18 protein-coding genes, 1 other RNA gene and 1 pseudogene are annotated in these 22,086 nt (G+C 62.6%); 15 read left to right on the plus strand and 5 right to left on the minus strand.

Annotated features, from left to right (window positions below; genetic code table 11):
- Positions 1-24 precede the first annotated feature (24 nt).
- On the minus strand, positions 25-339 hold the full coding sequence (locus NUH87_RS14260; RefSeq protein ID WP_338526489.1) for an RnfH family protein: 315 nt from the start codon (positions 337-339) through the stop codon (positions 25-27).
- Positions 332-766, minus strand: a complete 435-nt coding sequence (locus NUH87_RS14265; RefSeq protein ID WP_040064093.1) for a type II toxin-antitoxin system RatA family toxin — start codon at positions 764-766, stop codon at positions 332-334. Before NUH87_RS14265 ends, NUH87_RS14260 begins: the two co-directional genes overlap by 8 nt.
- Before the next feature lie 128 nt (positions 767-894).
- Here NUH87_RS14265 and smpB point away from each other — a divergent pair, with 128 nt between their 5' ends.
- Positions 895-1,377 (plus strand): SsrA-binding protein SmpB, encoded by a 483-nt coding sequence (gene smpB, locus NUH87_RS14270; RefSeq protein WP_040064091.1) that lies wholly within the window; start codon positions 895-897, stop codon positions 1,375-1,377.
- A gap of 106 nt (positions 1,378-1,483) precedes the next feature.
- Here the strand turns inward: smpB and NUH87_RS14275 are convergent, their stop codons facing one another.
- On the minus strand, positions 1,484-2,251 hold the full coding sequence (locus NUH87_RS14275; RefSeq protein ID WP_338526491.1) for a GntR family transcriptional regulator: 768 nt from the start codon (positions 2,249-2,251) through the stop codon (positions 1,484-1,486).
- A 263-nt stretch (positions 2,252-2,514) separates the two neighbouring features.
- Here NUH87_RS14275 and NUH87_RS14280 point away from each other — a divergent pair, with 263 nt between their 5' ends.
- From NUH87_RS14280 to ssrA, 5 genes are all read left to right on the plus strand, one after another.
- Positions 2,515-4,209 (plus strand): lactate permease LctP family transporter, encoded by a 1,695-nt coding sequence (locus NUH87_RS14280; protein ID WP_338526493.1) that lies wholly within the window; start codon positions 2,515-2,517, stop codon positions 4,207-4,209.
- 87 nt (positions 4,210-4,296) lie between these two features.
- The gene (gene lldD / locus NUH87_RS14285) at positions 4,297-5,442 is read left to right on the plus strand and encodes an FMN-dependent L-lactate dehydrogenase LldD (RefSeq protein ID WP_338526495.1); all 1,146 of its coding nucleotides are present in this window, start codon (positions 4,297-4,299) and stop codon (positions 5,440-5,442) included.
- An 80-nt stretch (positions 5,443-5,522) separates the two neighbouring features.
- Positions 5,523-8,339: an FAD-binding and (Fe-S)-binding domain-containing protein gene (locus NUH87_RS14290; protein ID WP_338526496.1), complete on the plus strand. Its 2,817-nt coding sequence runs from the start codon at positions 5,523-5,525 to the stop codon at positions 8,337-8,339.
- Positions 8,340-8,464: 125 nt separating this feature from the next.
- Positions 8,465-8,743 carry a hypothetical protein gene (locus tag NUH87_RS14295; protein ID WP_338526498.1) on the plus strand — a complete coding sequence of 93 codons (279 nt, stop codon included), beginning with the start codon at positions 8,465-8,467 and terminating at the stop codon, positions 8,741-8,743.
- 79 nt (positions 8,744-8,822) lie between these two features.
- Positions 8,823-9,213: a transfer-messenger RNA gene (gene ssrA, locus NUH87_RS14300) on the plus strand.
- Positions 9,214-9,372: 159 nt separating this feature from the next.
- On the opposite strand, the gene NUH87_RS14305 is transcribed toward ssrA, so the two are convergent.
- Together NUH87_RS14305 and NUH87_RS14310 are read right to left on the minus strand one after the other, a co-directional pair.
- Positions 9,373-10,032: a glutathione S-transferase family protein gene (locus tag NUH87_RS14305; protein ID WP_338526500.1), complete on the minus strand. Its 660-nt coding sequence runs from the start codon at positions 10,030-10,032 to the stop codon at positions 9,373-9,375.
- A 45-nt stretch (positions 10,033-10,077) separates the two neighbouring features.
- Entirely contained in the window at positions 10,078-11,241 is a 1,164-nt protein-coding gene (locus tag NUH87_RS14310; RefSeq protein ID WP_338526502.1) for a cytochrome P450, read from the minus strand.
- A 74-nt stretch (positions 11,242-11,315) separates the two neighbouring features.
- Here NUH87_RS14310 and NUH87_RS14315 point away from each other — a divergent pair.
- From NUH87_RS14315 to NUH87_RS14355, 9 genes and pseudogenes are all read left to right on the plus strand, one after another.
- A pseudogene (locus tag NUH87_RS14315) lies at positions 11,316-11,494 on the plus strand (transcriptional regulator); the annotation flags it as partial.
- 525 nt (positions 11,495-12,019) lie between these two features.
- The gene (locus tag NUH87_RS14320; RefSeq protein ID WP_338526503.1) at positions 12,020-13,660 is read left to right on the plus strand and encodes an Nramp family divalent metal transporter; all 1,641 of its coding nucleotides are present in this window, start codon (positions 12,020-12,022) and stop codon (positions 13,658-13,660) included.
- Positions 13,661-13,904: 244 nt separating this feature from the next.
- Entirely contained in the window at positions 13,905-14,366 is a 462-nt protein-coding gene (locus tag NUH87_RS14325) for a type IV pilin protein (RefSeq protein ID WP_338526504.1), read from the plus strand.
- Positions 14,366-14,830, plus strand: a complete 465-nt coding sequence (locus NUH87_RS14330) for a pilus assembly FimT family protein (RefSeq protein ID WP_338526505.1) — start codon at positions 14,366-14,368, stop codon at positions 14,828-14,830. Before NUH87_RS14325 ends, NUH87_RS14330 begins: the two co-directional genes overlap by 1 nt.
- Entirely contained in the window at positions 14,814-15,236 is a 423-nt protein-coding gene (locus tag NUH87_RS14335; protein WP_338526506.1) for a hypothetical protein, read from the plus strand. The genes NUH87_RS14330 and NUH87_RS14335 overlap by 17 nt, the downstream gene beginning before the upstream one ends.
- Positions 15,233-15,970, plus strand: a complete 738-nt coding sequence (locus NUH87_RS14340; RefSeq protein ID WP_338526507.1) for a PilW family protein — start codon at positions 15,233-15,235, stop codon at positions 15,968-15,970. The genes NUH87_RS14335 and NUH87_RS14340 overlap by 4 nt, the downstream gene beginning before the upstream one ends.
- An 11-nt stretch (positions 15,971-15,981) precedes the next feature.
- Positions 15,982-18,141, plus strand: coding sequence for a hypothetical protein (locus NUH87_RS14345; RefSeq protein ID WP_338526509.1), 2,160 nt, complete (start codon positions 15,982-15,984; stop codon positions 18,139-18,141).
- A gap of 135 nt (positions 18,142-18,276) precedes the next feature.
- Positions 18,277-20,109: a gamma-glutamyltransferase gene (ggt, locus tag NUH87_RS14350; protein WP_338526510.1), complete on the plus strand. Its 1,833-nt coding sequence runs from the start codon at positions 18,277-18,279 to the stop codon at positions 20,107-20,109.
- 122 nt (positions 20,110-20,231) lie between these two features.
- Positions 20,232-21,692 (plus strand): ArnT family glycosyltransferase, encoded by a 1,461-nt coding sequence (locus tag NUH87_RS14355; protein ID WP_422393918.1) that lies wholly within the window; start codon positions 20,232-20,234, stop codon positions 21,690-21,692.
- The last annotated feature ends 394 nt before the right edge of the window (positions 21,693-22,086 follow it).

The raw sequence follows: 22,086 nt of genomic DNA on the forward strand, positions 1-22,086 counted from the left end.
CGGCATGTCCGGGCTTTTTGCTGCCTACAGGTTTTGTGCCTTGGCCCTGGCCGCTTTTTCCGCTCGCAGGCGTCGGACCTCCTTGGGATCGGCCAGCAAGGGGCGATAGATTTCGATGCGGTCACCCGCCTCAACCGCGCGGGTCTCCGCATTGGCAATCAGCTTGCCGAAAATCCCCAGCGGACAACCCAGCACATCCAGCTCGGGAAACTGCTCGCCTATCCCCGACAGGCGCACCGCCGCCCGCAACGTCGTCCCCGCTGGCACCGAAACCCTCTGCAGACACTGACGCCCGACATCGGCGTAGACCACCTCTATCGCGATCAATGACTCAACCATGGAGCTGCTTGGCCCGCTGACAGAAGGCATCCACCAGGGTATTGGCCGCCTGATTGAACAGAGGCCCCAGGGTTGCCCGCACGATGGGGCCGGCGTAATCGAAGGTCATGTCCAGGCTGATCTTGCAGGCTTTCGCCCCCAGGGGCTTGAACACCCAGATGCCGTGCAGTTGATTGAACGGCCCTTCATCCAGGTTCATCTCGATCGACTGCCCCGGCACCAGCGTATTGCGGGTAACGAAATGCTGGCTCAAACCGCCCTTGGCCACCGTCAGCGTGGCGCGCATGAGCACATCCGAGCTTTCCAGCACCTGGGCCGCCGAGCACCACGGGAGAAATTCCGGGTAACGCGCCACGTCGTTCACCAGGTCATAAAGCGCCTGCGCCGGATAAGGCAGCAAGGCCGAACGTTGAATATGGGTCGTCATGTCAGCGTTGATTCCACGGCTGGGCGGCAAACAAAAAGTGGGCGCATTGTCCGGGATTCATCCTACGCGCTCAAGCACACAGCTTCACCGTAGCCGAGTGACGCGCAACTCCCTATAATGCCGCCCCTATGGCTAAACAGAAGAAACACCCCACAGGGACCATCGCGCAAAACAAAAAGGCGCGCCACGATTACTTCGTCGAACAACGGTTCGAGGCTGGTCTGGTCCTGGCCGGCTGGGAAGTAAAGAGTCTACGTGCAGGCAAGGCACAGCTGGTCGACAGTTATGTGCTGCTCAAGGACGGTGAGGCCTGGTTGTTCGGCAGCCATTTCACACCGCTGACCACCGCCAGCACCCACGTCATTGCCGACCCGACGCGCACGCGCAAGCTGCTGCTCAACCAGCGCGAGCTGGAAAAGATATTCGCGGCCGTGCAGCAGAAAGGCCATGCCTGCGTCTGCCTGTCGCTGTACTGGAGCAAGCACCTGGTCAAGTGCGAGATTGCCCTGGGCAAGGGCAAGAAGGAATACGACAAGCGCGATACCGAGCGCGAGCGCGATGCCAACCGGGACTTGCAGCGCGCCGTGCGCAACAAGGGCAAGGAAGACTGAGCCTGATCTCGACTGTGGGAGCAGAGCTTGCTCGCGAAGGGGCCCTCAAGGCCGCCAAAAGCTTCGCGGGCAAGCTCCGCTCCCACAGTTTATGCGTCTCTCGCCTTCAGATCCCCTTGCGCCGCTCCGCCCGCGCCACCCGCTGCACTTCCTGGCGCACCTCTTCCAGCACCTCCTGCACATACAGGATGTGCCGGCTGGACACTTCCCGCGCATCCTGCGCACGCCCCTCGATAATCGCCAGGTACAGCTCACGGTGCTGACTGATCAGCATGTCCCGGGTTTCGCTGCGCTGCTTGTACATGCCGCCGATATTGGTCACCACATTGCGCTTGAGCAGATCGAACAAGCCACGGATGGTATGCAGCAACACCGCGTTATGACTCGCCTCGGCAATCGCCAGGTGAAAACTCGCGTCCGCCGCGCCCTCCTCCGCCCGACTCACTTCGTCCGCCCGCCCGTAGCAGCTCTGCAACCGCTCGAAGGCCAGGCGCAAGCGCTCCCGATCCACCTCGGTCGCCCGCAAAGCCGCGTAATAAGCGCAGGAGGCTTCCAGCGTATGGCGAAACTCCAGCAGATCGCGCTGGGCGTCCGGATTGCTTTCCAGCAGATGCAACAACGGATCGCTGAAAGTCGAACCCAGCGACTCCACCACATAATTGCCACCGCCCTGACGGCTGACCAGCAGCCCCTTGGCCACCAGCTTCTGGATCGCCTCGCGCAGCGACGGGCGTGAGACACCGAACTGCTCGGCCAGCGCACGCTCGGCCGGCAGCCGCTCACCGGCCTTGAGCGTGCCCTCGAGGATCATCTCCTCGAGCTGCTGGACAATATCGTCAGACAAACGGCGCTGACGAATCTGATCAAACCCCATCACTCACTCCTCACGATCCCGAACCCTCGCCGGGACCGCCTATTCTGGCCTATTAGAGACGCCGCCAGCACCTGCCAGGCACGACATAAATCACCTGCTCAGCCCTGGCACCGAACACCTCTCAGACGAAAGTTTCAGAGCGGCAAATTGACACATCACCAACAAGGCTTTTAACCTAGCGTCCGGCGATTGTAAATTGGTATTACCAATTATCCAAATCATCGACCAGTGCCTGACCAACAACAATTAGGGGCCACCCCACTATGCAAACCTGGCAACAGCTCTACAGCCCTCTCGGCAGCCTCGGCCTGTCCGCGCTCGCGGCTGTGATTCCCATCGTGTTCTTCTTCCTGGCCCTGGCGGTGTTTCGCCTCAAGGGGCATGTGGCGGGCAGCATCACCCTCGTCCTGGCGATCCTGGTGGCGATCTTCGCCTTCAAGATGCCGGCCGACATGGCGCTCGCCGCTGCCGGTTATGGTTTCGCCTATGGCCTGTGGCCCATCGCCTGGATCATCGTCGCGGCGGTGTTCCTCTACAAACTGACGGTCAAGAGCGGCCAGTTCGAAATCATCCGCAGTTCGGTGCTGTCGATTACCGATGACCAACGCCTGCAGGTGCTGCTGATCGGCTTCTGCTTCGGTGCCTTCCTGGAAGGTGCCGCCGGCTTCGGTGCTCCCGTGGCAATCACCGCCGCCCTGCTCGTGGGCCTGGGGTTCAACCCGCTCTACGCCGCCGGCCTGTGCCTGATCGCCAACACCGCACCGGTGGCCTTCGGCGCCCTGGGCATCCCGATCATCGTCGCGGGCCAGGTCACCAGCCTCGACGCGTTCAAGATCGGCGCCATGGCCGGTCGCCAACTGCCGCTGCTGTCGCTGTTCGTGCCGTTCTGGCTGGTGTTCATGATGGACGGCCTGCGCGGCGTGCGGGAAACCTGGCCGGCCGCCCTGGTGGCGGGCCTGAGCTTTGCCGTGACCCAGTACTTCACCTCGAACTTCATCGGCCCGGAACTGCCGGACATCACCTCGGCGCTGGTCAGCCTGGTGTCGCTGACCCTGTTCCTGAAAGTCTGGCAACCCAAGCGCACCGCGGGCGCACAGCTCGCCGGCGCCGCCTCGGGCGTGACGGTCACCGCCAGCGTCGGTGGTTTCGGCCAGCCACGCAGCAGCCTCGTCTCGCCCTACAGCCTGGGACAGATCCTCAAGGCCTGGTCGCCGTTCCTGATCCTCACCGTGCTGGTGACGATCTGGACCCTGAAGTCGTTCAAGGCGATGTTCGCCACCGGCGGCGCGATGTACAGCAGCGTGTTCAACTTCGCCATCCCGCACCTGGACCAGTTGGTGATCAAGACCGCACCAATTGTCGCGACCCCTACCGCGATTCCGGCCGTCTTCAAGCTCGACCCGATCGCGGCCACCGGCACGGCGATTTTCTTCTCGGCGCTGGTGTCGATGCTGATCCTGAAGATCAGCATCAAAACTGGTCTGACCACTTTGAAAGAGACCTTCTACGAGCTGCGCTGGCCGATCCTGTCCATCGGCATGGTGTTGGCCTTCGCCTTCGTCACCAACTACTCGGGCATGTCCTCGACCATGGCCCTGGTCCTGGCCGCGACCGGCGCGGCGTTCCCGTTCTTCTCGCCGTTCCTCGGCTGGCTGGGCGTGTTCCTCACCGGTTCCGACACCTCGTCCAACGCCCTGTTCAGCTCGCTGCAAGCCACCACGGCGCACCAGATCGGGGTCAACGACGTCCTGCTGGTGGCGGCCAACACCACCGGCGGCGTGACCGGCAAGATGATCTCGCCGCAATCGATCGCCGTGGCCTGCGCCGCCACCGGCCTGGTGGGCAAGGAGTCGGATCTGTTCCGCTTCACCCTCAAGCACAGCCTGTTCTTCGCCACGATTGTCGGCCTGATCACCCTGCTCCAGGGCTACATCTTCACCGGCATGCTGGTGCACTAGGCTCTGTACGATCCTAAAGTGACAAGGGCCGGGGGCCAGTCCAAGTCCCCGGCAACCGCGCCCTTTCAACCAACGCTGCGAGCCCCCATGATCATTTCCGCCTCTACCGACTACCGCGCAGCCGCCCAACGCAAGCTGCCGCCGTTCCTGTTCCACTATGCCGACGGCGGTGCCTACGCCGAGCACACCCTGCGCCATAACGTCGAGGACCTGGCCAACATTGCCCTGCGTCAGCGCGTACTGAAGAACATGTCCGAGCTGAGCCTGGAAACCCGGCTGTTCAACGAGACCTTGAGCATGCCGGTGGCACTGGCGCCCGTCGGCCTGACCGGCATGTATGCCCGTCGCGGCGAGGTTCAGGCGGCACGCGCGGCGGCGGCCAAGGGCATTCCCTTTACCCTGTCGACCGTGTCGGTCTGTCCGATCGAGGAAGTAACCCCGGCCATCGACCGCCCCATGTGGTTCCAGCTTTACGTCCTCAAGGACCGCGGCTTCATGCGCAATGCCCTGGAGCGTGCCAAGGCAGCGGGCGTCACCACCCTGGTCTTTACCGTGGACATGCCGGTTCCCGGCGCCCGCTACCGTGATGCGCACTCCGGGATGAGCGGCCCGAATGCGCCGTTGCGCCGTGTCTGGCAAGCCATGACCCACCCACGGTGGGCCTGGGACGTGGGCCTGCTGGGCAAGCCCCACGACCTGGGCAATATCTCGAAGTACCGCGGCAACCCGACCGGCCTGGGCGACTACATCGGCTGGCTGGGCGCCAACTTCGACCCGTCGATTTCCTGGAAGGACCTGGAGTGGATCCGCGAATTCTGGGAGGGTCCGATGGTCATCAAGGGCATTCTCGATCCGCAGGATGCCAGGGACGCAGTGAAGTTCGGTGCCGACGGCATCGTGGTCTCCAATCATGGCGGTCGCCAGCTCGACGGCGTACTGTCTAGCGCCCGCGCCCTGCCGGCCATCGCCGACGCCGTGAAAGGCGACCTGAAGATCCTCGCCGACTCCGGCATTCGCAGCGGCCTGGACGTGGTGCGCATGATCGCCCTGGGCGCGGACACCGTGCTGATCGGCCGCGCGTTCCTCTACGCACTCGCCGTCGCGGGCGAAGCGGGCGTGAAGAACCTGCTGGACCTGTTCGAGAAGGAAATGCGCGTTGCCATGGTGCTCACCGGCGCCAAGTCCATCAGCGAGATCAACCGTGATTCGCTGGTTCGTGAACTGGGCGCCTGAACATCGCGCCCGCACGAATCACCGCCTGATTGAACGGGGCACGTAGCGCACCAGACGCCGCGACCCCGTGAGGAGTTTGCATGAGCCTACCCCACCCGTTCCTCCACGCGGTCGAACGCCTGATCCCCAGCGAGCGCCGCTTTGACGACCCGCTCTCGACCCTGGCCTTCGGCACCGACGCCAGCTTCTACCGGCTGATCCCCAAGCTGGTGATCCGTGTCGAATCCGAAGACGAAGTGGTGGCCCTGCTCAAGCTGGCGAGCCGCGACCAAGTTCCGGTGACCTTCCGCGCCGCCGGTACCAGCCTGTCGGGCCAGGCCATCAGCGACTCGGTGCTGATCGTACTCGGCGACCACTGGAACGGTCGCGAGATTCGCGATCAAGGTGCGCAAATCCGCCTGCAACCCGGCGTGATCGGCGCCCAGGCCAATGCCTGGCTGGCACCGTTCGGCCGCAAGATCGGTCCGGACCCGGCTTCGATCAACGCCTGCAAGATCGGCGGCATCGTCGCCAACAACGCCAGTGGCATGTGCTGCGGCACCGCGCAGAACACCTATCACACCCTGGCCGGAATCCGCCTGGTACTGGCCGACGGCAGCCGCCTGGACACCGAGGATGCCGCCAGCGTCGCAGCCTTTCGCCAGAGCCATGGTCCGCTGCTCCATCAGCTTGCCGTACTGGCCCGGGAAACCCGCGCCAACACCGAGCTGGCGGCGAAGATCCGGCACAAGTACCGGCTGAAAAACACCACCGGCCTGTCCCTCAATGCCCTGGTGGATTTCGATGAACCACTGGAGATCCTCAGCCATCTGCTGGTGGGTTCCGAAGGGACCCTCGGGTTTATCAGCGCGGTGACCTACGACACCGTGATCGACCACCCGAACAAGGCTTCGGCGCTGATCGTCTTCCCCGATGTGGAGACCTGCTGCAACGCCGTCACCGTACTGAAAAGCCAACCGGTGTCCGCCGTGGAACTGCTGGACCGCCGCAGTCTGCGCTCCGTACAGGACAAACCGGGCATGCCGGCCTTCGTGCGTGAACTGTCCGCCAATGCCTGCGCGCTGCTGATCGAATCCCGCGCCGCTTCCTCGTCCTTGTTGCAGGAGCAATTGCTGCAGATCATGGCGTCGCTGGCGTCGTTCCCGGTGGAAAAGCAGGTCGACTTCACTGAAGACCCGACCGAGAACGCCCGACTCTGGGCCATCCGCAAGGACACCTTTCCCGCCGTCGGTGCCGTGCGCAAGACCGGCACCACGGTGATCATCGAGGACGTGACCTTCCCGGTCGAACAACTGGCCATCGGCGTCAATCGCCTGATCTCCCTGTTCGACAAACACCACTACGACGAAGCGATCCTGTTCGGCCACGCCCTGGAAGGCAACCTGCACTTCGTCTTCACCCAAGGCTTCAACAGCCCTGCCGAAGTGGCCCGCTACCAGGCGTTCATGGATGACGTCGCGCACCTGGTGGCCGTCGAGTTCGGCGGTTCGCTCAAGGCCGAGCACGGCACCGGTCGCAACATGGCGCCGTTTGTCGAACTGGAATGGGGCCGGGATGCCTATCAGTTGATGTGGGCCATCAAGCGCCTGCTCGACCCCCAGGGCATTCTCAATCCGGACGTGGTGCTCAGCAACGATCCGCAGATTCACCTCAAGCACCTCAAGCCGTTGCCCGCCGCCGACGAGATCGTCGACAAATGCATCGAGTGCGGTTTCTGCGAACCGGTCTGTCCGTCGAAGGGGCTGACCTTGAGCCCGCGCCAGCGGATCGTGATCTGGCGTGATATCCAGGCGAAAAAACGCGCAGGCCTGGACACCACGGAACTGGAGGCGGCCTATCAGTACCAGGGCATCGATACCTGTGCCGCGACCGGGCTGTGTGCGCAGCGTTGCCCGGTGGGGATCAACACCGGCGAGTTGGTGAAAAAGCTGCGGGGCGAGCACGCCAGCCACGGGAAAGCCGCCGACTGGCTCGGGACGCATTTCGATACGGTATTGCAGGGCGCACGCTTCACCCTGCATGTCGCCAATGGTGCGCGCCGGCTGCTCGGGGCGCCGCGCCTGGCGAAGCTGTCGTCGACCCTGACGCGCTTGTCCAAGGGCCGCGTGCCGCAATGGACCAACGCCATGCCGCAGCCGGAGCACGCGGTGCGCTTCAGTCCGGTGGTCAACGACGAACGCCCACGGGTGGTCTATCTGGCCGCCTGCGTTTCAAGGGTGATGGGGCCGGCGGCGGGCGACAAGGAGCAGATGTCACTGCTGGACAAGACCCGTGGCCTGCTGGAGAAGGCCGGTTACCAGGTGGTGTTCCCGGACAACACCGACCAGCTCTGCTGCGGCCAGCCGTTCGCCTCCAAGGGCTACGCCGAGCAGGCCGAGCACAAGCGCCAGGAGTTGATCGGCGCATTGCTGCATGCCAGCCGCGGCGGTCTCGACCCGATCTATTGCGACACCAGCCCCTGCACCTTGCGCCTGGTGCAGGACCTGGGCGATACCCGCCTCGACCTCTACGACCCGGTGCGCTTCATTCGCACACACCTGCTGGAACGGCTGGAGTTCACACCGCAGGAAGCACCGATTGCGGTGCACGTGACCTGCAGCACCCAGCATCTGGGCGAGAGCCAGGCCCTGATTGACCTGGCGCGGCTTTGCAGCCGCAACGTGGTGATTCCGGAAGGCATTCACTGCTGCGGTTTTGCCGGCGACAAGGGCTTCACCACCCCAGAGCTCAATGCCCACTCGCTGCGGACCTTGAAGGACGCCGTGCAGTATTGCGAAGAGGGTATCTCCACCAGCCGCACCTGCGAGATCGGCTTGAGCCAGCATGGCGGGATCGACTACCACGGGCTGGTGTACCTGGTGGATCGGGTCACCCGGGCCAAGTCGGCGCGCGGATAAAAAATAGAACCTTGGCAACCGGCGGCAGTCCATAGATCAAGTCCCGCGAGCGCGGGACTTCTTCCTCTACTCGACAGTCGCCCTGATGCTGATTACTTCGAGCCATTCCGTTCAAGGAGAAATGCATGAACCGTTCTGTGCTGCTGGGTCTGTTCGTCAGCGCTTGCGTCCTCGCCGCCCCTGCGTTCGCCTCGGCCGAGAAGGACCTTTGCGCGGTCAACCTGCAGAGCCTCAACAGTGCCAAGCCCCAGTTGGATGCCAACCAGCAGGCCAACCTCGAGACCAGCATCCAGCAAGCCAAGGCCGCCGCGGATAGGAACACCAACGACAGCGCCAGGGAATGCGTCGCCATCACCAGCCGGGCGCTCCAGGAAATCCAGAACCACCCCAAAAGCGCCCAGTAAAGCGGGAGCGCGCCGGGATGGCCTTGCGAGGCGGATTGGCGTACACTATGCATACCTGCTATTTATGCACAGCAGGTTCGGGGCCGTTTAGGATTCGACGCCGGTTGCGAAACTCTAGGTGCATGCCGAGTTGGTAACAGAACTCGTAAATCCACTGTTGCAACTACTTATAGTTGCCAATGACGACCACTACGGGGAACAAGCTCTCGCTGCGTAAGCGGCGCTAGCCTTCCTCCTGGCTACTTCGGTGCCAGCAATCATCAGGGGATGTCTGTAAACCCAAAATGATTGTCATATAGAACAGAATCGCCGTGCAGTACGTTGTGGACGAAGCGGCTAAAACTTACACAACTCGCCCAAAGCACCCTGCCCGTCGGGTCGCTGCGGGTTAACTCAATAGACACGGCTACGCATGTAGTACCGACAGCGGAGTACTGGCGGACGGGGGTTCAAATCCCCCGGCTCCACCAAACGAAGCAAAACGAAGCCCGCCTTGTGCGGGCTTTGTTGCATCTGGGCTTTGGCTTTTTCGGAGCCGACTCACCCCCCCCCTTGTAGGAGCCAGCTTGCTGGCGATGAGGCCAGCCGCAACAATCTCAATCTTCCTGCTGCCAGAACATCTATGTCTTTCAGTCTCGATCGGGCGCCCCGAGCGGGAACAGCGGACGGAACGACCTTGCCTCCTCCACCGCCCGGGCGAAGGACGGGCGGGCCAGCAACCGCGCACGGTACGCGCGGAGCACGGGAAACGCCTCGGAAATCCGGTGCGTCCAGTCCGCGTAGAACAGCGCCGGTGCGGCCGCGCAGTCCGCCAGTGTGAAGTCCGCCCCTGCGGCCCAGATCCTGCCTGCAAGCTGCCCTTCGAGCCACACATAGGCGAGTTCCAGCTTTTGCTCAGCAAACGCCAGTCCTTCCTGGCGCTTTACCGGGTCCCCCGTCAGCGCACCGCCCACCGCGTGCTGCACCGGGCTCATTACATGCAAATCGAAGAAGCGGTCGAGGAAGCGCACATCCAGCGCGGCCATCGGGTCTCCGGGCAGCAAGCGCAGCGGCCCGGGATGCACGAGTTGCAGGTACTCGATGATGATGCTGGTTTCGACTACGTTGCGCTCGCCGTCCACCAGCAACGGAAACTTGCCCAGCGGCCAGCGTCGCAGCCATTCGGCGGCATGCTGCGGAGTGTCAGGCCCGAGGCAGCGGAACTCGAAGAGGGTCCCGTTTTCGTAGAGCGCGATGAGCACTTTTTGTGTGTACGACGAGAAGGGATGACCGTAGAGCACCAGTGACATGTTAGGAGCCTCCAAGAATACAAATACTGATGGGTGTTCATACCTTCAAGCCGGCTGTGTCTCCCAATCACGGTAGAACCGAGGGATGCGGCCATTAAGGGAAGGCAAATAACTCCACCGATAAGGACGAGCAGAAAAGGTAGGCTGTCGATGCAACAATGCCAAAATCGCCTCCGAGGCGATAGTCAACGCTACTTGCTGGCCTGGACATTCATGTCTTCCTGAGCCGAAGCTGAAGGTTCGTCGTTGACTTCGTTTGAGCAAGAAGCTGTCAGGGTCTGGGTTCGCGGAGGGATCCCTGTTGGCAGAAGCGAGCAACAATAGAACGGTATCGCCCGCCTCTAGAACGTTGTCGCCGATAGTGCATCGCTTCGCAACGAATCGCCGTGTGTTTTGTACTGGCGAGTCGTAGCGCGCTACCTCTGCCACCAGCTCTGCGACGAGCCTCGGTGTAGGTTGCATGTCTTCAAAGAGATCAGGGCGACGATGGAGCGCTATGAGGGTGTTGCCGATCAGGCCTGCGGTGGCTTCGCAGGTCTGTGACAGCAGGCCGATCAGGTTAGCGATCAAAGCGTCATGATCTCCCCAGGCTGAGGCTTCGTATTCGCTACAGATATGACTCAAGAAGCGGCTACCCTTATCATCGTTACTCAGCAGCACGTTGAACATCTGGCTTAGCCGAGCCGCCCCAGAATTGGCGTTACTGAGTTGAACTTCGTTGCTTAACGGCGACAGGCAGGCAACAAAATCCCGTGTCAGCTCCGCGACCTCTTGTAGCTGGCTGGGTGTGAAACCTATCAAGGTTGCAACGACCGAAACCGGTAACGTGAACATCAACTCATCCAGGTTATCGACCGGGCCATCGAGTGTCTCGACAACGCGCGCCACGATGTCTGCGATGTTTTCCGTCCCCATGGAGGCCAAGGCAGGTTCGATAGCCATCCTGGGACACCGGTGCTGCGGCCCCTCGTTCATGCGCATCAAACGACCGAAAATATGTCCTGCGGCGCCTTGCGCAATGGCAAGAGGAATCGGCTCGTGTAGCGGACGTACCCGACAGTCGGGATGCTCCAGAATGGTCTCGACAACTGTGGCGCCACTGGCAATCCATAAACGAAGATCTGCATCGAATAACAGCTCCCCTTGGCGCCTGAGGCGTGAGTAATAAGCGTAGGGATCGGCATGGGTGGCTGCTTCAAACGGCGTCATTTGGGGAGTCCTGTTCACAAAGAACGGCTACTATCGAACACTCTTCATGCCGACGATTCGCTCAGGAACGAAATATGGACTCCCAAGGCAATGAACCGCCCTTTCTCGGGCCGCTGGCGCTATTGCCGAACCGGCGAGGACGAAAATGCTTTGCTCACTGATGGACCGTCACGTCCGTACCAGCACAGAAATGGCCGTCGTCGCCTATGTTAGTGCATCCACGGCGAGCACGCGCTTGGCAAGACTCAAAGAGAAAAGGTCAGGGCCGAAAGGCGATGTCACCAAGACAACGAATGGAACAAGGGTCGCACCGTTGAGGAACGCCACAACGCACTCGTCTTGCCACAGCCACCACCTCACGCCCTGGCAGCCCCCCTCATAAAAGTTTCATAAAGTTTCACTCAGCATTTTTCTCACATTCTGTTACATTTAGAGAAATACCCACGGAGAACTCCTATGGACCCCAGCTCTAGTAGGCCGGTCACACTGACTGGAATGGTGCCGCCTGGCAGGTAGGACTGACCCTAGTTGATCTCCCCCCGCTCGAACGCCCCTCGCTTTACGCAATTCCCTTCAGTGTGACCTCCCAGCAACCCGGACCGATCTCGGTCAGCGGTTGAATACCCAAATTTTTGCGCTTCCCGTAACGCCAGGAATGCCTGTCATTTCGTCTCCTATTAACGCCCACGGATCGTGGCCAGGAGAAGGAAGACCTTTGCACGTCTGTCCGATGGGAACCGAAAGCGGCTGCCAATGCCACGCTTTGGAGGAACTCACTATGTCCAACCTGAATACAGAATCCGCTGTCCTCGACAGCGCCCACGTCGGCGATATCCGCGGAGCCTTCGGCACCATCCGCCATGACGATATCGCCCCACGCAACACCTGGTGGCATCGCCTCAAAACCCTGATGGCGATTCTCGGCCCAGGCCTGATCGTCATGGTCGGCGACAACGACGCCGGCGCCTTCAGCACCTACGGCCAGGCCGGCCAGAACTACGGCACGCTGCTGCTGTGGACCCTGGCACTGCTGGTCCCGGTGCTCTACGTCAACCAGGAGATGGTCCTGCGCCTGGGCGTTGTGACCGGTGTCGGCCATGCCCGCCTGATCCTCGACCGCTTCGGCAAGTTCTGGGGGGCGTTCAGTGCCATCGACCTGTTTATTCTCAACGCCCTGACCATCGTCACCGAGTTCATCGGCATCAGCCTGGGGATGGAATTCCTCGGAGTACCCAAGGTGATCGGCGTGTGCCTGGCAGCGGTGTTCATCATGCTGGCGGCCTCCACGGGCGACTTCCGCCGTTTCGAGCGTTTCTCTCTGTTCCTGGTGTTCGGCAGCCTGCTGCTGGTGCCGATCTTCGTGATGATCCATCCGCCCATGACCCAGGTCGCCCACGACTTCTTCACCCCGCAACTGCCGGCTGACGGCAAGCTGTCGGATGTGTTGCTGCTGATCATCGGGATCGTCGGTACCACTGTGGCGCCCTGGCAGCTGTTCTTCCAGCAAAGCTATGTGATCGACAAGCGCATCACCCCGCGCTTCATCAAGTACGAACGCGCCGACCTGTGGCTGGGCATCGCCCTGGTGGTGATCGGTGCGGTGGCGATGATTGCTTTCACCGCGCAGGTCTTCGTCGGTACCCCGGAGTTCGGTCAATTCACCGACGCCGGCGCCATCGCCGCGGGCATCGCCAAGTACCATGGTCGCCTGCCGGGCGTGCTGTTCGCGGTCGCGCTGATCGACGCCAGCATCATCGGTGCCATGGCGGTGTCGCTGTCGACCGCCTACGCCCTGGGCGATGTGCTGAGCCTCAAGCACTCGCTGCACCGCAAACCCGGCGATGCCAAGGGTTTCTACCTGATGTACTGCGGCCTGATCGCCCTCGCGGCGGCTCTGGTGCTGATCCCCGGCGTACCGCTGGGCCTGCTGACCAACGCGGTACAGACTCTGGCCGGCGTGCTGCTGCCAAGCGCCACGGTGTTCCTGCTGCTGCTGTGCAATGACAAGGAAGTGCTCGGCCCCTGGGTGAACAAGCGCTTCACCAATGTGGTGACGGCGGTCATCGTCGCCATCCTGGTGCTGCTGTCGGTGATCCTGACCTCGGCCGTGGCCTTCCCGGACATGTCCGGTGAAACCATCACCGATATCCTGATCGGCGGCGGTATCGTGGGCCTGGTCATCGCTATCGCGGTGAACGTGTTGCACGCTCGCAAAGCCGTGGACGAGGTTGGCCTGACCGATAAGACGAAGACCTTCACCCAGGAGATGATGAATTCCTGGCGCATGCCGCCACTGAACCAGCTCAAGCCCCTGGTCCTGTCGCAGCGCAACCGGATCTGGATGGGTGTACTGCGCGGCTACCTGGTCGTCGCCATGGGCATGGTGATTTTCAAGGTGGTCCAACTGGCGATGGCGTAAACGCCTCGATCTGAACGCACAGGCCGGCCAGCCTGACCGAACGCAGCCCTGCCATGAGCGGGGCTGCGTTCGGTCAATACCTCGACCGGCGAATTGATGGAGATCACCAGAAGGATCTGGAATAAGCAGCATACTGAAAGATTATTCAGGACGGGGCGTTCTGCCTTGCCTGATTCCCAATCGGTCATTCAATGATGTCATATAATGATGCGTGACCATTGAGTCAGGGGGAGATCTCAATCAAATGCCTATGAACAACACCAGAACACAACCGGGATTCACCCTGATCGAGTTGATGATCACCGTCGCGATCGTCGCCATCCTTGCCGCCATCGCCCTTCCGGCCTACAACAGCTACGTCACCAAGAGCAACATCAAGGCCGCCCAGGCCGACCTGGTCGCGCTGAGCCTCAACCTGGAAAACTACTACCAGAAACAGTTGGCCTACCCGGTCTCGACGGCCAGCGGCACGACCTCGATCCAGTGCGCGCTGATCGGCAACCCGTCGCCCTGCACCAGCCCGTCGTCAGGTTGGCAACCCAGCCAGTCCAGCACCTTCGGCTACTCCATCAACTCCACCGCCACGACTTATACCGTGACCGCAACGGGCACCAGCGGCAACGTCAATGGCTGCGTCATCACACTGGATCAAGGCAACAACCGCAGCATCGCCTCCTGCAGTCCGTATAACGGCAGTTGGTTGTGATGTACAACCGCGGCTTCACCCTGATCGAGTTGATGATTACCATCACCATATTCGGTCTCTTGCTGCTCGTGGGGGTGCCCTTGACCCAGTCGTGGACCAACAGCGGTTATCAGCGCGATGCCGCCGGTCTCTTGAAGCAAGGAATCAGCCGCGCCAAGGCCATCGCCCTGCGCAACCAGGGCGCCGTGCAGGACACCGCGCCCGCCGCCGTCCTGTGTCGCTCCGGCCAGAACCTGAAACTGTTCAGCCTCACCCCCGGACAGACCATCGACTGTACCTCGACCACGCAGATCCTCTGGAGCACCCCACTTCCGAGCGCCGCGGTTATCCAGGTCGCAAACGCCGATCTGGCCTGCGTCGCCTTCAGCAACCGCGGCTTCGCGGTCAGCACCACCTCGTGCACCACCGGCACCATCCAGGTGACCGCAGGCAGCGAGAGCTCAGTCAATGTCCCGCTCATATAAGCCGGCCTCAAGGCGGCAACGGGGCGATGTGCTGCTCGAGTCCCTGGTCGGCATCCTGCTGATGGCGCTTATCGGCCTGGGCATCACTTATGCCGCGTCACGGGCAGCGGTGAGCCAACGCGACATGAAACTGCAGAATATCGTGGTCAGCCAGATGCGCAGCCTGCTGGAACAGAACGGTGCGCTGTTGTGCACCACCAACGCCGCCTTGCTCGTCGTCTCCATCCCCACCCAGACCGCCACCGTGCCGATCATAGCGACCTGCACCAGCGCCCCAGCCGTGACGGTTGGCACCAGCACCACCCCCCTTACCGGCGGGCCGCAACAGAGTTCGGTCGTACTCACCACCCGCAGCTCGGACAGCAGCATCTTCGGCGGCATCATCCGCGTGGGAGACGAGTCATGAACCGCAGGCAGCGTGGCTTCACGCTGGTCAGCCTGATGGTCGGCACGGTCATTTCCCTGCTCGGCATCCTGGCCATGCTCTCGTTGTATAAAAACCTGGTCTACACCTCGGCGACCTCGATCCAGAGCGCCAGGCAGGATGGCCAGGTGTCCTCGGCGCTGTTGACGGCCCAGCGCGAACTGATGAACGGCGGTTTCTGGAGCGGCAGCGCCACCGCGCGCGCCAGCTCCGATATCGACAATTATTTCGTGCTGCTGTCCGGCGCCACCCTGACCAACGGCACCCTGGCCGGCACCGCCACCGCCCAGGCCAACTTCCCGACCCTGACCAGCGCCGCACCGAATGGCATCACCGGCAACGCCATTGTCTGGTCCTATCAGACCAGTTCCACGGCGGTAGCCAGTTGCGCAGGGCTGGCGGTCATCAACGGCGCCCTGGTCAGCCTCAAGGGCGCGGCTGGCTGTACCCAGGCCTCGACGCAATGGAACAGCACCACCTGGACCAGTACCACGCTGATCGAAGCCGGCCAGGGCGCCACGATGTTTTCGGTAGGCTTCGCCACCTGCTGGCCCTACGGTCGCACCACCGACACCACCAATACCGCCTATCGCCTGCAAGTGACCCTGAGCGCCAATAACAGCACGCTGGACCCCAACAGCACCGATCCCCAGCCCGCCTACGTCAAAAGCAAGGCGACGGCCTGTCTGATCAATTTCGAAAAGCCCACTTCCTAGCCGAGCGCTCGATGCCAGTTCCCTCGTTTTCCACATCGACACGCGCCGCTCAACGCGGCATGGCCGCCACGCTGATGATCCTGTTCGTCGGCATGGCACTGACCGTGACCGCCCTGGGGATGATGTACGGCATACGCGGCGCCCAGCAGCAGCAAGTGGCGGCACACGCCACCTCGCCGGCGGAGTCGCGGGTCTGGAGCGGTGTGGAATGGGTGCGCCTGTATTTGCAGGCACAGCTGCTGCAGGACAGCACCCTGGCCAATGTCACCGTGGGCAGCCTGCCCATCAGCGCCACCGGGCTCAGCGCGCAGATCATCTCCAAGGTCGCCAGCGGCAGCAGCACGCTGGTCACCGCCACCATCACCGCCACCAACAACCTGGCGACCAACACCCTGCAGGTGGTCTACCTGCTGACGCCGGCCAGTGCCGCGAGCGCGCCCGCCAGCGGCAACCTGCCGCCGGCACTGCAGTTCAACGGTGACTTCAACTACAGCGGCGGCAACCTGTCGATCACCAACGGCACAACCCTGGCGAATATCGCCGTGATGGGCGTGCTGACCATTTCCAACGGTTCGCAGGCTACTGTCTCCGGCTGCGCCAAGGGTGGTATCAACCTCAGTGGCGGCGGTATCGTGGCCAACGCGACCCTCAACACCGAGGGCACCTTCTCCATGAGTTCCAGCAGCCAGCCGTCTGGCCTGACCGTGGGGGCCAAGACCGTCAATATCACCCAGTCCGGCGGCAGCTATGTGGCGATCACCGCGGGCGCCTTCAAGGCCAATGTGCTGTCGGGCGGCTCGACGATCGGCACCGCCCTGGTCGGAGGCACGAAAAACACCGACAACTCGATCACCGCCGCCAGCACCGGCACCGCCCTGATCACCCTCACCGACGGTACGGTCTATACCCTGAACCTGAGCAAGGTCACCCAGTCCGGCGGGGTTATCACCACGACGGCCGGCGCGACGCTGATTTCCGGGACCGGCACCCTGCCCGCCAGCATCTCGCTGACCTACAACTCGGTATACGGCGGCGGCGTCAACTTCCTCACCGGTACCGTCGGCACCGTCTGGGGCGACACTCTGACGTTCGGCGGCTACAGCGGTACCTACACCACGCTCAAGGCGAACAGCGATGTATCGATCCTCACCGCGACTGTGGGTCAGTTCCAGGGCGGCGGCAATTTGAGCGTGAAGTCATCCAACACGCCATCGTTCACCACTGCCAGCCAGATCGCCGGCAAGGTGCTCAACCAGGACGGCACGACCTACACCGGCACCGCACTGGCGAACCTGACGCAGAATGTCGCAGGTGCCTCGCCCGGCCTGCCCGGTGTGCCGTACTGCAACATCACCGTCTCCGCGGTGGACGTCACCCCCCTGAAAAGCCAGGCCAACTACGTGTTCGACTTTGTCAGCGGCGTGCCGACGTTGACGATCCAGAACGTCAAGACCTCCGCCGGTACGACGGTGTCAGCCGGCCCCTACAACCTTGCAACCACCGATATGCGCACCCTGCTGGGGTTCAACTTCCTGACCTGCAACTATGGCAACACCACGTGCGGCAGCAGCGCGTCCCCCAGCAACGGATGGACTTTCACCGGTATCAAGGCCCTGCCGCCGGGCGTACTCTGGTTCAATGGCAATATCACCCTCGATGGCGTACAGAGCCTGAGCCAGTTGAACAATACCGTGCTCAGCAACGGCAATGTCACCCTGACCAGCAGCGGCCATGTGCCCTTGTACTCGCCGAACTTTGCCGGCTACACCAACCTGTGTACCGGTTCGTTCTACCCGACCAACCTGTGCAACAAAACGGCAGGGACCCTGGCCACCTGGACCGACTCGTCCAATGTGGTCCACAGCGGCCTGCCCATCGGCAACATCGCCATCGAGGCCAACGGCGGGCTCGCCAGCAGCGGCTGGACCCTCTATGGCAACGTCATCCTCGGCGGCCTCGTCACCACCACGGGGAGCACCACCAATATCAAGGGCGCGCTCTCCACCGGCGGCAACGGCACCAGCACGACCACCATTTCCCAAGGCGGCATCGCCATCGACGTGTCGAGCGTGACCGCCGACCAGACCATCACCACCACCCCGCCCAGCACGGGAGGTGGCGGCTCAGCGACCCAGGCCTCGACGAAGGTGCGCTGGATCCGGGCGTATTGATTCAGCGCCGCCTTCACCCGTCCCTTGTCTTTGTGTCAGCAGTGCTGACACTTTTGCATCATCCCGATCGACGATTGTTCCAGCCACCGCACCCGGACTATAGTGCCGTGCACGTCCAAGGCAGGAGCCTACACAGTGCACTCACATTTCCCATCGCGTCGTTTTTCCCTTTGTGCCCTGGTCATCAGCCTGGCGCTCACAGCCTGTAACGCTCCACCTCCCTCTACCGACACTGCCCTGCCCGCCGCCCCGGAAATCGGCACGGGCTATCGCACCGGCATGCTCACGCAACACGCTGCCCGGCACATGGCCGCGGCGGCCAACCCGCTGGCGGCCGAAGCCGGGAGGGAGATCCTGCGCCAGGGCGGCTCCGCCGTGGACGCCGCGATTGCCATGCAAGCCGTCCTGACCCTGGTGGAACCGCAAGCCACCGGGATCGGCGGAGGCGCCTTCATCATGGTCTGGGACGGCAAGCAAGTGCATGCCTACGACGGGCGTGAAACCGCACCGGCAGGCGCCACCGAGAAATTGTTCCTCAAGCCTGACGGCACACCGATGGACTTCCCCCAGGCGCAGATCGGTGGACGCTCGGTCGGCATTCCTGGAGTGATGCGCGCCCTGGAACTGGCCCATCGCACCCAAGGCCGCCTGCCCTGGACGAAGCTCTTCGAGCCCGCCATCCACTTGGCCGAACAAGGCTTCCCCATTTCACCGCGGCTGCACAAGCAGATCGTCGCCAGCCCGTTCCTGCCCCACTCGCCGGCCATGGCCGCGTACTTCCTCAATGCCGACGGCAGCCCGAAAGCCGTCGGTACAACGCTGAAGAACCCGAAGCTGGCCGTCGTGCTCAAGCGCATCGCCAACGAAGGCACGGACGCGCTCTACAAAGGCGCCATCGCCGAAGAGATCGTCGCGGCGGTCAATGGCAGCGCCAATCCCGGAACGCTTTCGCTGGCCGACCTACAGGGCTATCAGGCCAAGGAGCGCACGCCGCTGTGCTCCGACTACAAGCAATGGAAGCTCTGCGGCATGCCACCGCCGTCCTCCGGCGGCATCGCCATCGCCCAGATCTTCGGCACCTTGCAGGCCCTGGAAGCGCAGGACAAACGCCTGGCGCTGCCCCCGCTCGACCCGGTGAAAAGCACCAGCCCCGCCGGTCTCGAACCACGCCCGCAAGCCGTGCACCTGATCGCCGAAGCCGATCGCCTGGCCTATGCCGATCGTGGCTTGTATGTCGCCGACAGCGATTTCATCCCGGTGCCGGTCGCCGGGCTGGTCGACCCCGCTTACCTCGCCAGCCGCGCCCGCCTGATCGGCGAACGCAGCCTGGGCCAGGCCGAGCCCGGGGTGCCGGCCGGGATCCAGGTGGCCCTGGCCCCGGACCGCTCGCCGATGCGCATTTCCACCTCGCAGATCGTCGCCGTGGACGACCAGGGCGGTGCCGTGTCGATGACCACCACAGTGGAAAGCTCGTTCGGTTCGCACCTGATGGTCGAGGGTTTTATCCTCAACAACCAGTTGACCGACTTCTCTTTCGTCCCGAGCGAAGACGGCAAGCCGGTGGCCAATCGCGTCGAGCCGGGCAAGCGTCCACGCTCGTCCATGGCACCGACCCTGGTGTTCGACCGTGCGAGCGGCGACTTCCTCGGCACCGTCGGCTCTCCAGGCGGCTCGCAGATCATCGAGTACGTCGCCAAGACCCTGGTTGGCCTGCTGGACTGGAAGCTCGATCCGCAATCGGCCATCAACCTGCCCAACTTCGGCAGCCGCAATGGCCCCACCGAACTGGAGCAAGGCCTGTTCTCGGCGCAGCTGGTGAAGGCCCTGCAGGACAAGGGGCACACCGTCAGCGAACTGGACATGACCAGCGGCACCCAGGCAATCATGCGGATACGTGACGGCAATGGTCAGTCATCATGGGCCGGCGGCGCCGATCCGCGACGTGAAGGCGCGGCCTTGGGCGACTGAAACATCTCGACACACCCTGACAGGACAGCTCTTCACAATATGTTGAGAAACCGCCCCGTATACTTTTTCGATCAACAGATTGTCTTGCGACCCGACTCCTCCCTTTCGGTATCACTATGCGAATGACACGCCCCTTCCTGCTTTTGCTCCTGATGAGTTGCCTATTGTTCTTTTTCGGACTGGGCAACCGCGAGCTGCAAGGCTCCACTGAATCCCGGGTGGCCGGGATCGCGATGGAAATGCACCTGACCCAGGATTGGGTCACCCCGCACCTGCTGGGCGAGCCCTTCCTGGAAAAACCACCGCTGAGCCTCTGGCTCGACGCCAGTGCCATCCAGCTGTTCGGCGGCACGCCCCTGGCCGTGCGCCTCGCCTCGGCCTTCGCCGGCCTGTTCACGGTGCTCGCGCTGTTTGCTTTCCTGCGCAAGATCGGTCGTCCCACCCTGCTGGCCTGGACCGCCGCCGCGATGCTCGCGACCATGGCCAGCTACCTCGGCAATGCCCGCCAGGTTGGCGAAGACGCGCTGCTCAGCCTCGGGGTGACCCTGGCCCTGCTGGCCTTCTTCCGCGCCACCGAACAACGGGCACAAGGCAACCAGACAATGGGCGCCTGGTGTGTGTTCGCCCTCGGCATCGTGATCTCGACCCTGAGCAAGGGGGTGCTGGGCCTCGCCCTGCCCGGGATCGTGATTTTCGTCTACCTGGTGAGCCAGAGCCTGATCGACAAACGCTTCACCTTCGGCAACTGGCTGCGTCCGGCGCTGTTCACCGCGATCGGGCTGATCCCCCTGCTGATCTGGCTGGTCCTGCTCCACCAGCGCGGCGGCATGCAGGCCGTCACTCAAGTGCTGTGGGCCAACAGCGTCGGCCGCTTCAGCGGCTCCTTCACCACCGCCGGGCACTACGAGCCGTTCTACTACTATCTGGCCAAGCTGCCGGAAACCTTCCTGCCCTGGAACCTGCTGGTGTACCTGGGCCTGTGGAACCTGCGCAAGCGCCTGGCGGACAATCGCCACCTGCTGTTCGCCACCGTCTGGATCCTGGCCCAGTTCACCCTGCTGACCCTGGCCTCGAGCAAGCGCATGGTCTACATGATGTCCATGGCACCCGCCGCCGCCATCATCGCCGCCGAATACGCGGCGGTGATTCTCGAATGGCTGCGCCGGCGCTCGGCCACCTCGACCTTCAGCGCCAAACTGGTGAAACATCACCGTCCCCTGGCCATGGGGCTGCTGGCGCTGGTGGTCTGCGGCTACCTGACAGCGGCGGTGCTGGAGTCGCGCTCCGACCTCAAGAACTCCTTCAAACCGCTGACCGACCAGGTCATCGAACTGCAGGCCCACGGCAAGCAGGTTGCCTTGTTCCAACCGGAAGAGCGCCTGGCCTCCACCGTGTTCTATACCCAGCGCCAGCAGCAGGTGCTGATGACCGACGCCGAGTTGACGACCTTCCTGGCCGCTTCGCCGGAAAACGTGGTCATCGTCGACCAGGGCCTGAAAGTGTCGACACCGCCGGCACCGACCAAGGTCCTGACCACGGTCACCATCGGGGGCAAGCGGATCTATAACTTCTATGGGCAGTAAGCTGCCCCACACGCTCCACGGGTAAAAAACCGGCGCCTCGAAGCGCCGGTTTTTTTCGCCTGGGAAAAACCGGCTTCACCCACCGATAAACAACGCTATCCTCCTCCCCCGGCCGTTCAGAAACATGCTGTATGACAAAATGCCTTTCAGCTATTTGTGCTACCGCCGATACAAGCTCTACCGACAAATTCAGCTGGCTCCAACAACAACACCTTCCAGCCACCCGATAGCACGCGACACCAAGTTCCTGGAGGAATTGAATGAATAGCTGGTTTGGCAATATCAGCGTCAACCTGAAACTGGGCCTGGGATTCGGCCTGGTTCTGCTTCTGACCACTATCCTGGCCCTGACCGGCTGGAGCAGCCTGGGCGGTCTGATCGACCGCAGCAACTG

Origin of the sequence: Pseudomonas batumici (assembly GCF_036585405.1) — a bacterium.
Taxonomy (GTDB): domain Bacteria; phylum Pseudomonadota; class Gammaproteobacteria; order Pseudomonadales; family Pseudomonadaceae; genus Aquipseudomonas; species Aquipseudomonas batumici.

Bases quoted from the DNA above. Each gene is read 5' to 3' on its own strand.
- NUH87_RS14260 (WP_338526489.1), bottom strand. From the start codon at position 339: ATGGTTGAGTCATTGATCGCGATAGAGGTGGTCTACGCCGATGTCGGG.
- NUH87_RS14265 (WP_040064093.1), bottom strand. From the start codon at position 766: ATGACGACCCATATTCAACGTTCGGCCTTGCTGCCTTATCCGGCGCAG.
- smpB (WP_040064091.1), top strand. From the start codon at position 895: ATGGCTAAACAGAAGAAACACCCCACAGGGACCATCGCGCAAAACAAA.
- NUH87_RS14275 (WP_338526491.1), bottom strand. From the start codon at position 2,251: ATGGGGTTTGATCAGATTCGTCAGCGCCGTTTGTCTGACGATATTGTC.
- NUH87_RS14280 (WP_338526493.1), top strand. From the start codon at position 2,515: ATGCAAACCTGGCAACAGCTCTACAGCCCTCTCGGCAGCCTCGGCCTG.
- lldD (WP_338526495.1), top strand. From the start codon at position 4,297: ATGATCATTTCCGCCTCTACCGACTACCGCGCAGCCGCCCAACGCAAG.
- NUH87_RS14290 (WP_338526496.1), top strand. From the start codon at position 5,523: ATGAGCCTACCCCACCCGTTCCTCCACGCGGTCGAACGCCTGATCCCC.
- NUH87_RS14295 (WP_338526498.1), top strand. From the start codon at position 8,465: ATGAACCGTTCTGTGCTGCTGGGTCTGTTCGTCAGCGCTTGCGTCCTC.
- NUH87_RS14305 (WP_338526500.1), bottom strand. From the start codon at position 10,032: ATGTCACTGGTGCTCTACGGTCATCCCTTCTCGTCGTACACACAAAAA.
- NUH87_RS14310 (WP_338526502.1), bottom strand. From the start codon at position 11,241: ATGACGCCGTTTGAAGCAGCCACCCATGCCGATCCCTACGCTTATTAC.
- NUH87_RS14320 (WP_338526503.1), top strand. From the start codon at position 12,020: ATGTCCAACCTGAATACAGAATCCGCTGTCCTCGACAGCGCCCACGTC.
- NUH87_RS14325 (WP_338526504.1), top strand. From the start codon at position 13,905: ATGCCTATGAACAACACCAGAACACAACCGGGATTCACCCTGATCGAG.
- NUH87_RS14330 (WP_338526505.1), top strand. From the start codon at position 14,366: ATGTACAACCGCGGCTTCACCCTGATCGAGTTGATGATTACCATCACC.
- NUH87_RS14335 (WP_338526506.1), top strand. From the start codon at position 14,814: ATGTCCCGCTCATATAAGCCGGCCTCAAGGCGGCAACGGGGCGATGTG.
- NUH87_RS14340 (WP_338526507.1), top strand. From the start codon at position 15,233: ATGAACCGCAGGCAGCGTGGCTTCACGCTGGTCAGCCTGATGGTCGGC.
- NUH87_RS14345 (WP_338526509.1), top strand. From the start codon at position 15,982: ATGCCAGTTCCCTCGTTTTCCACATCGACACGCGCCGCTCAACGCGGC.
- NUH87_RS14355 (WP_422393918.1), top strand. From the start codon at position 20,232: ATGACACGCCCCTTCCTGCTTTTGCTCCTGATGAGTTGCCTATTGTTC.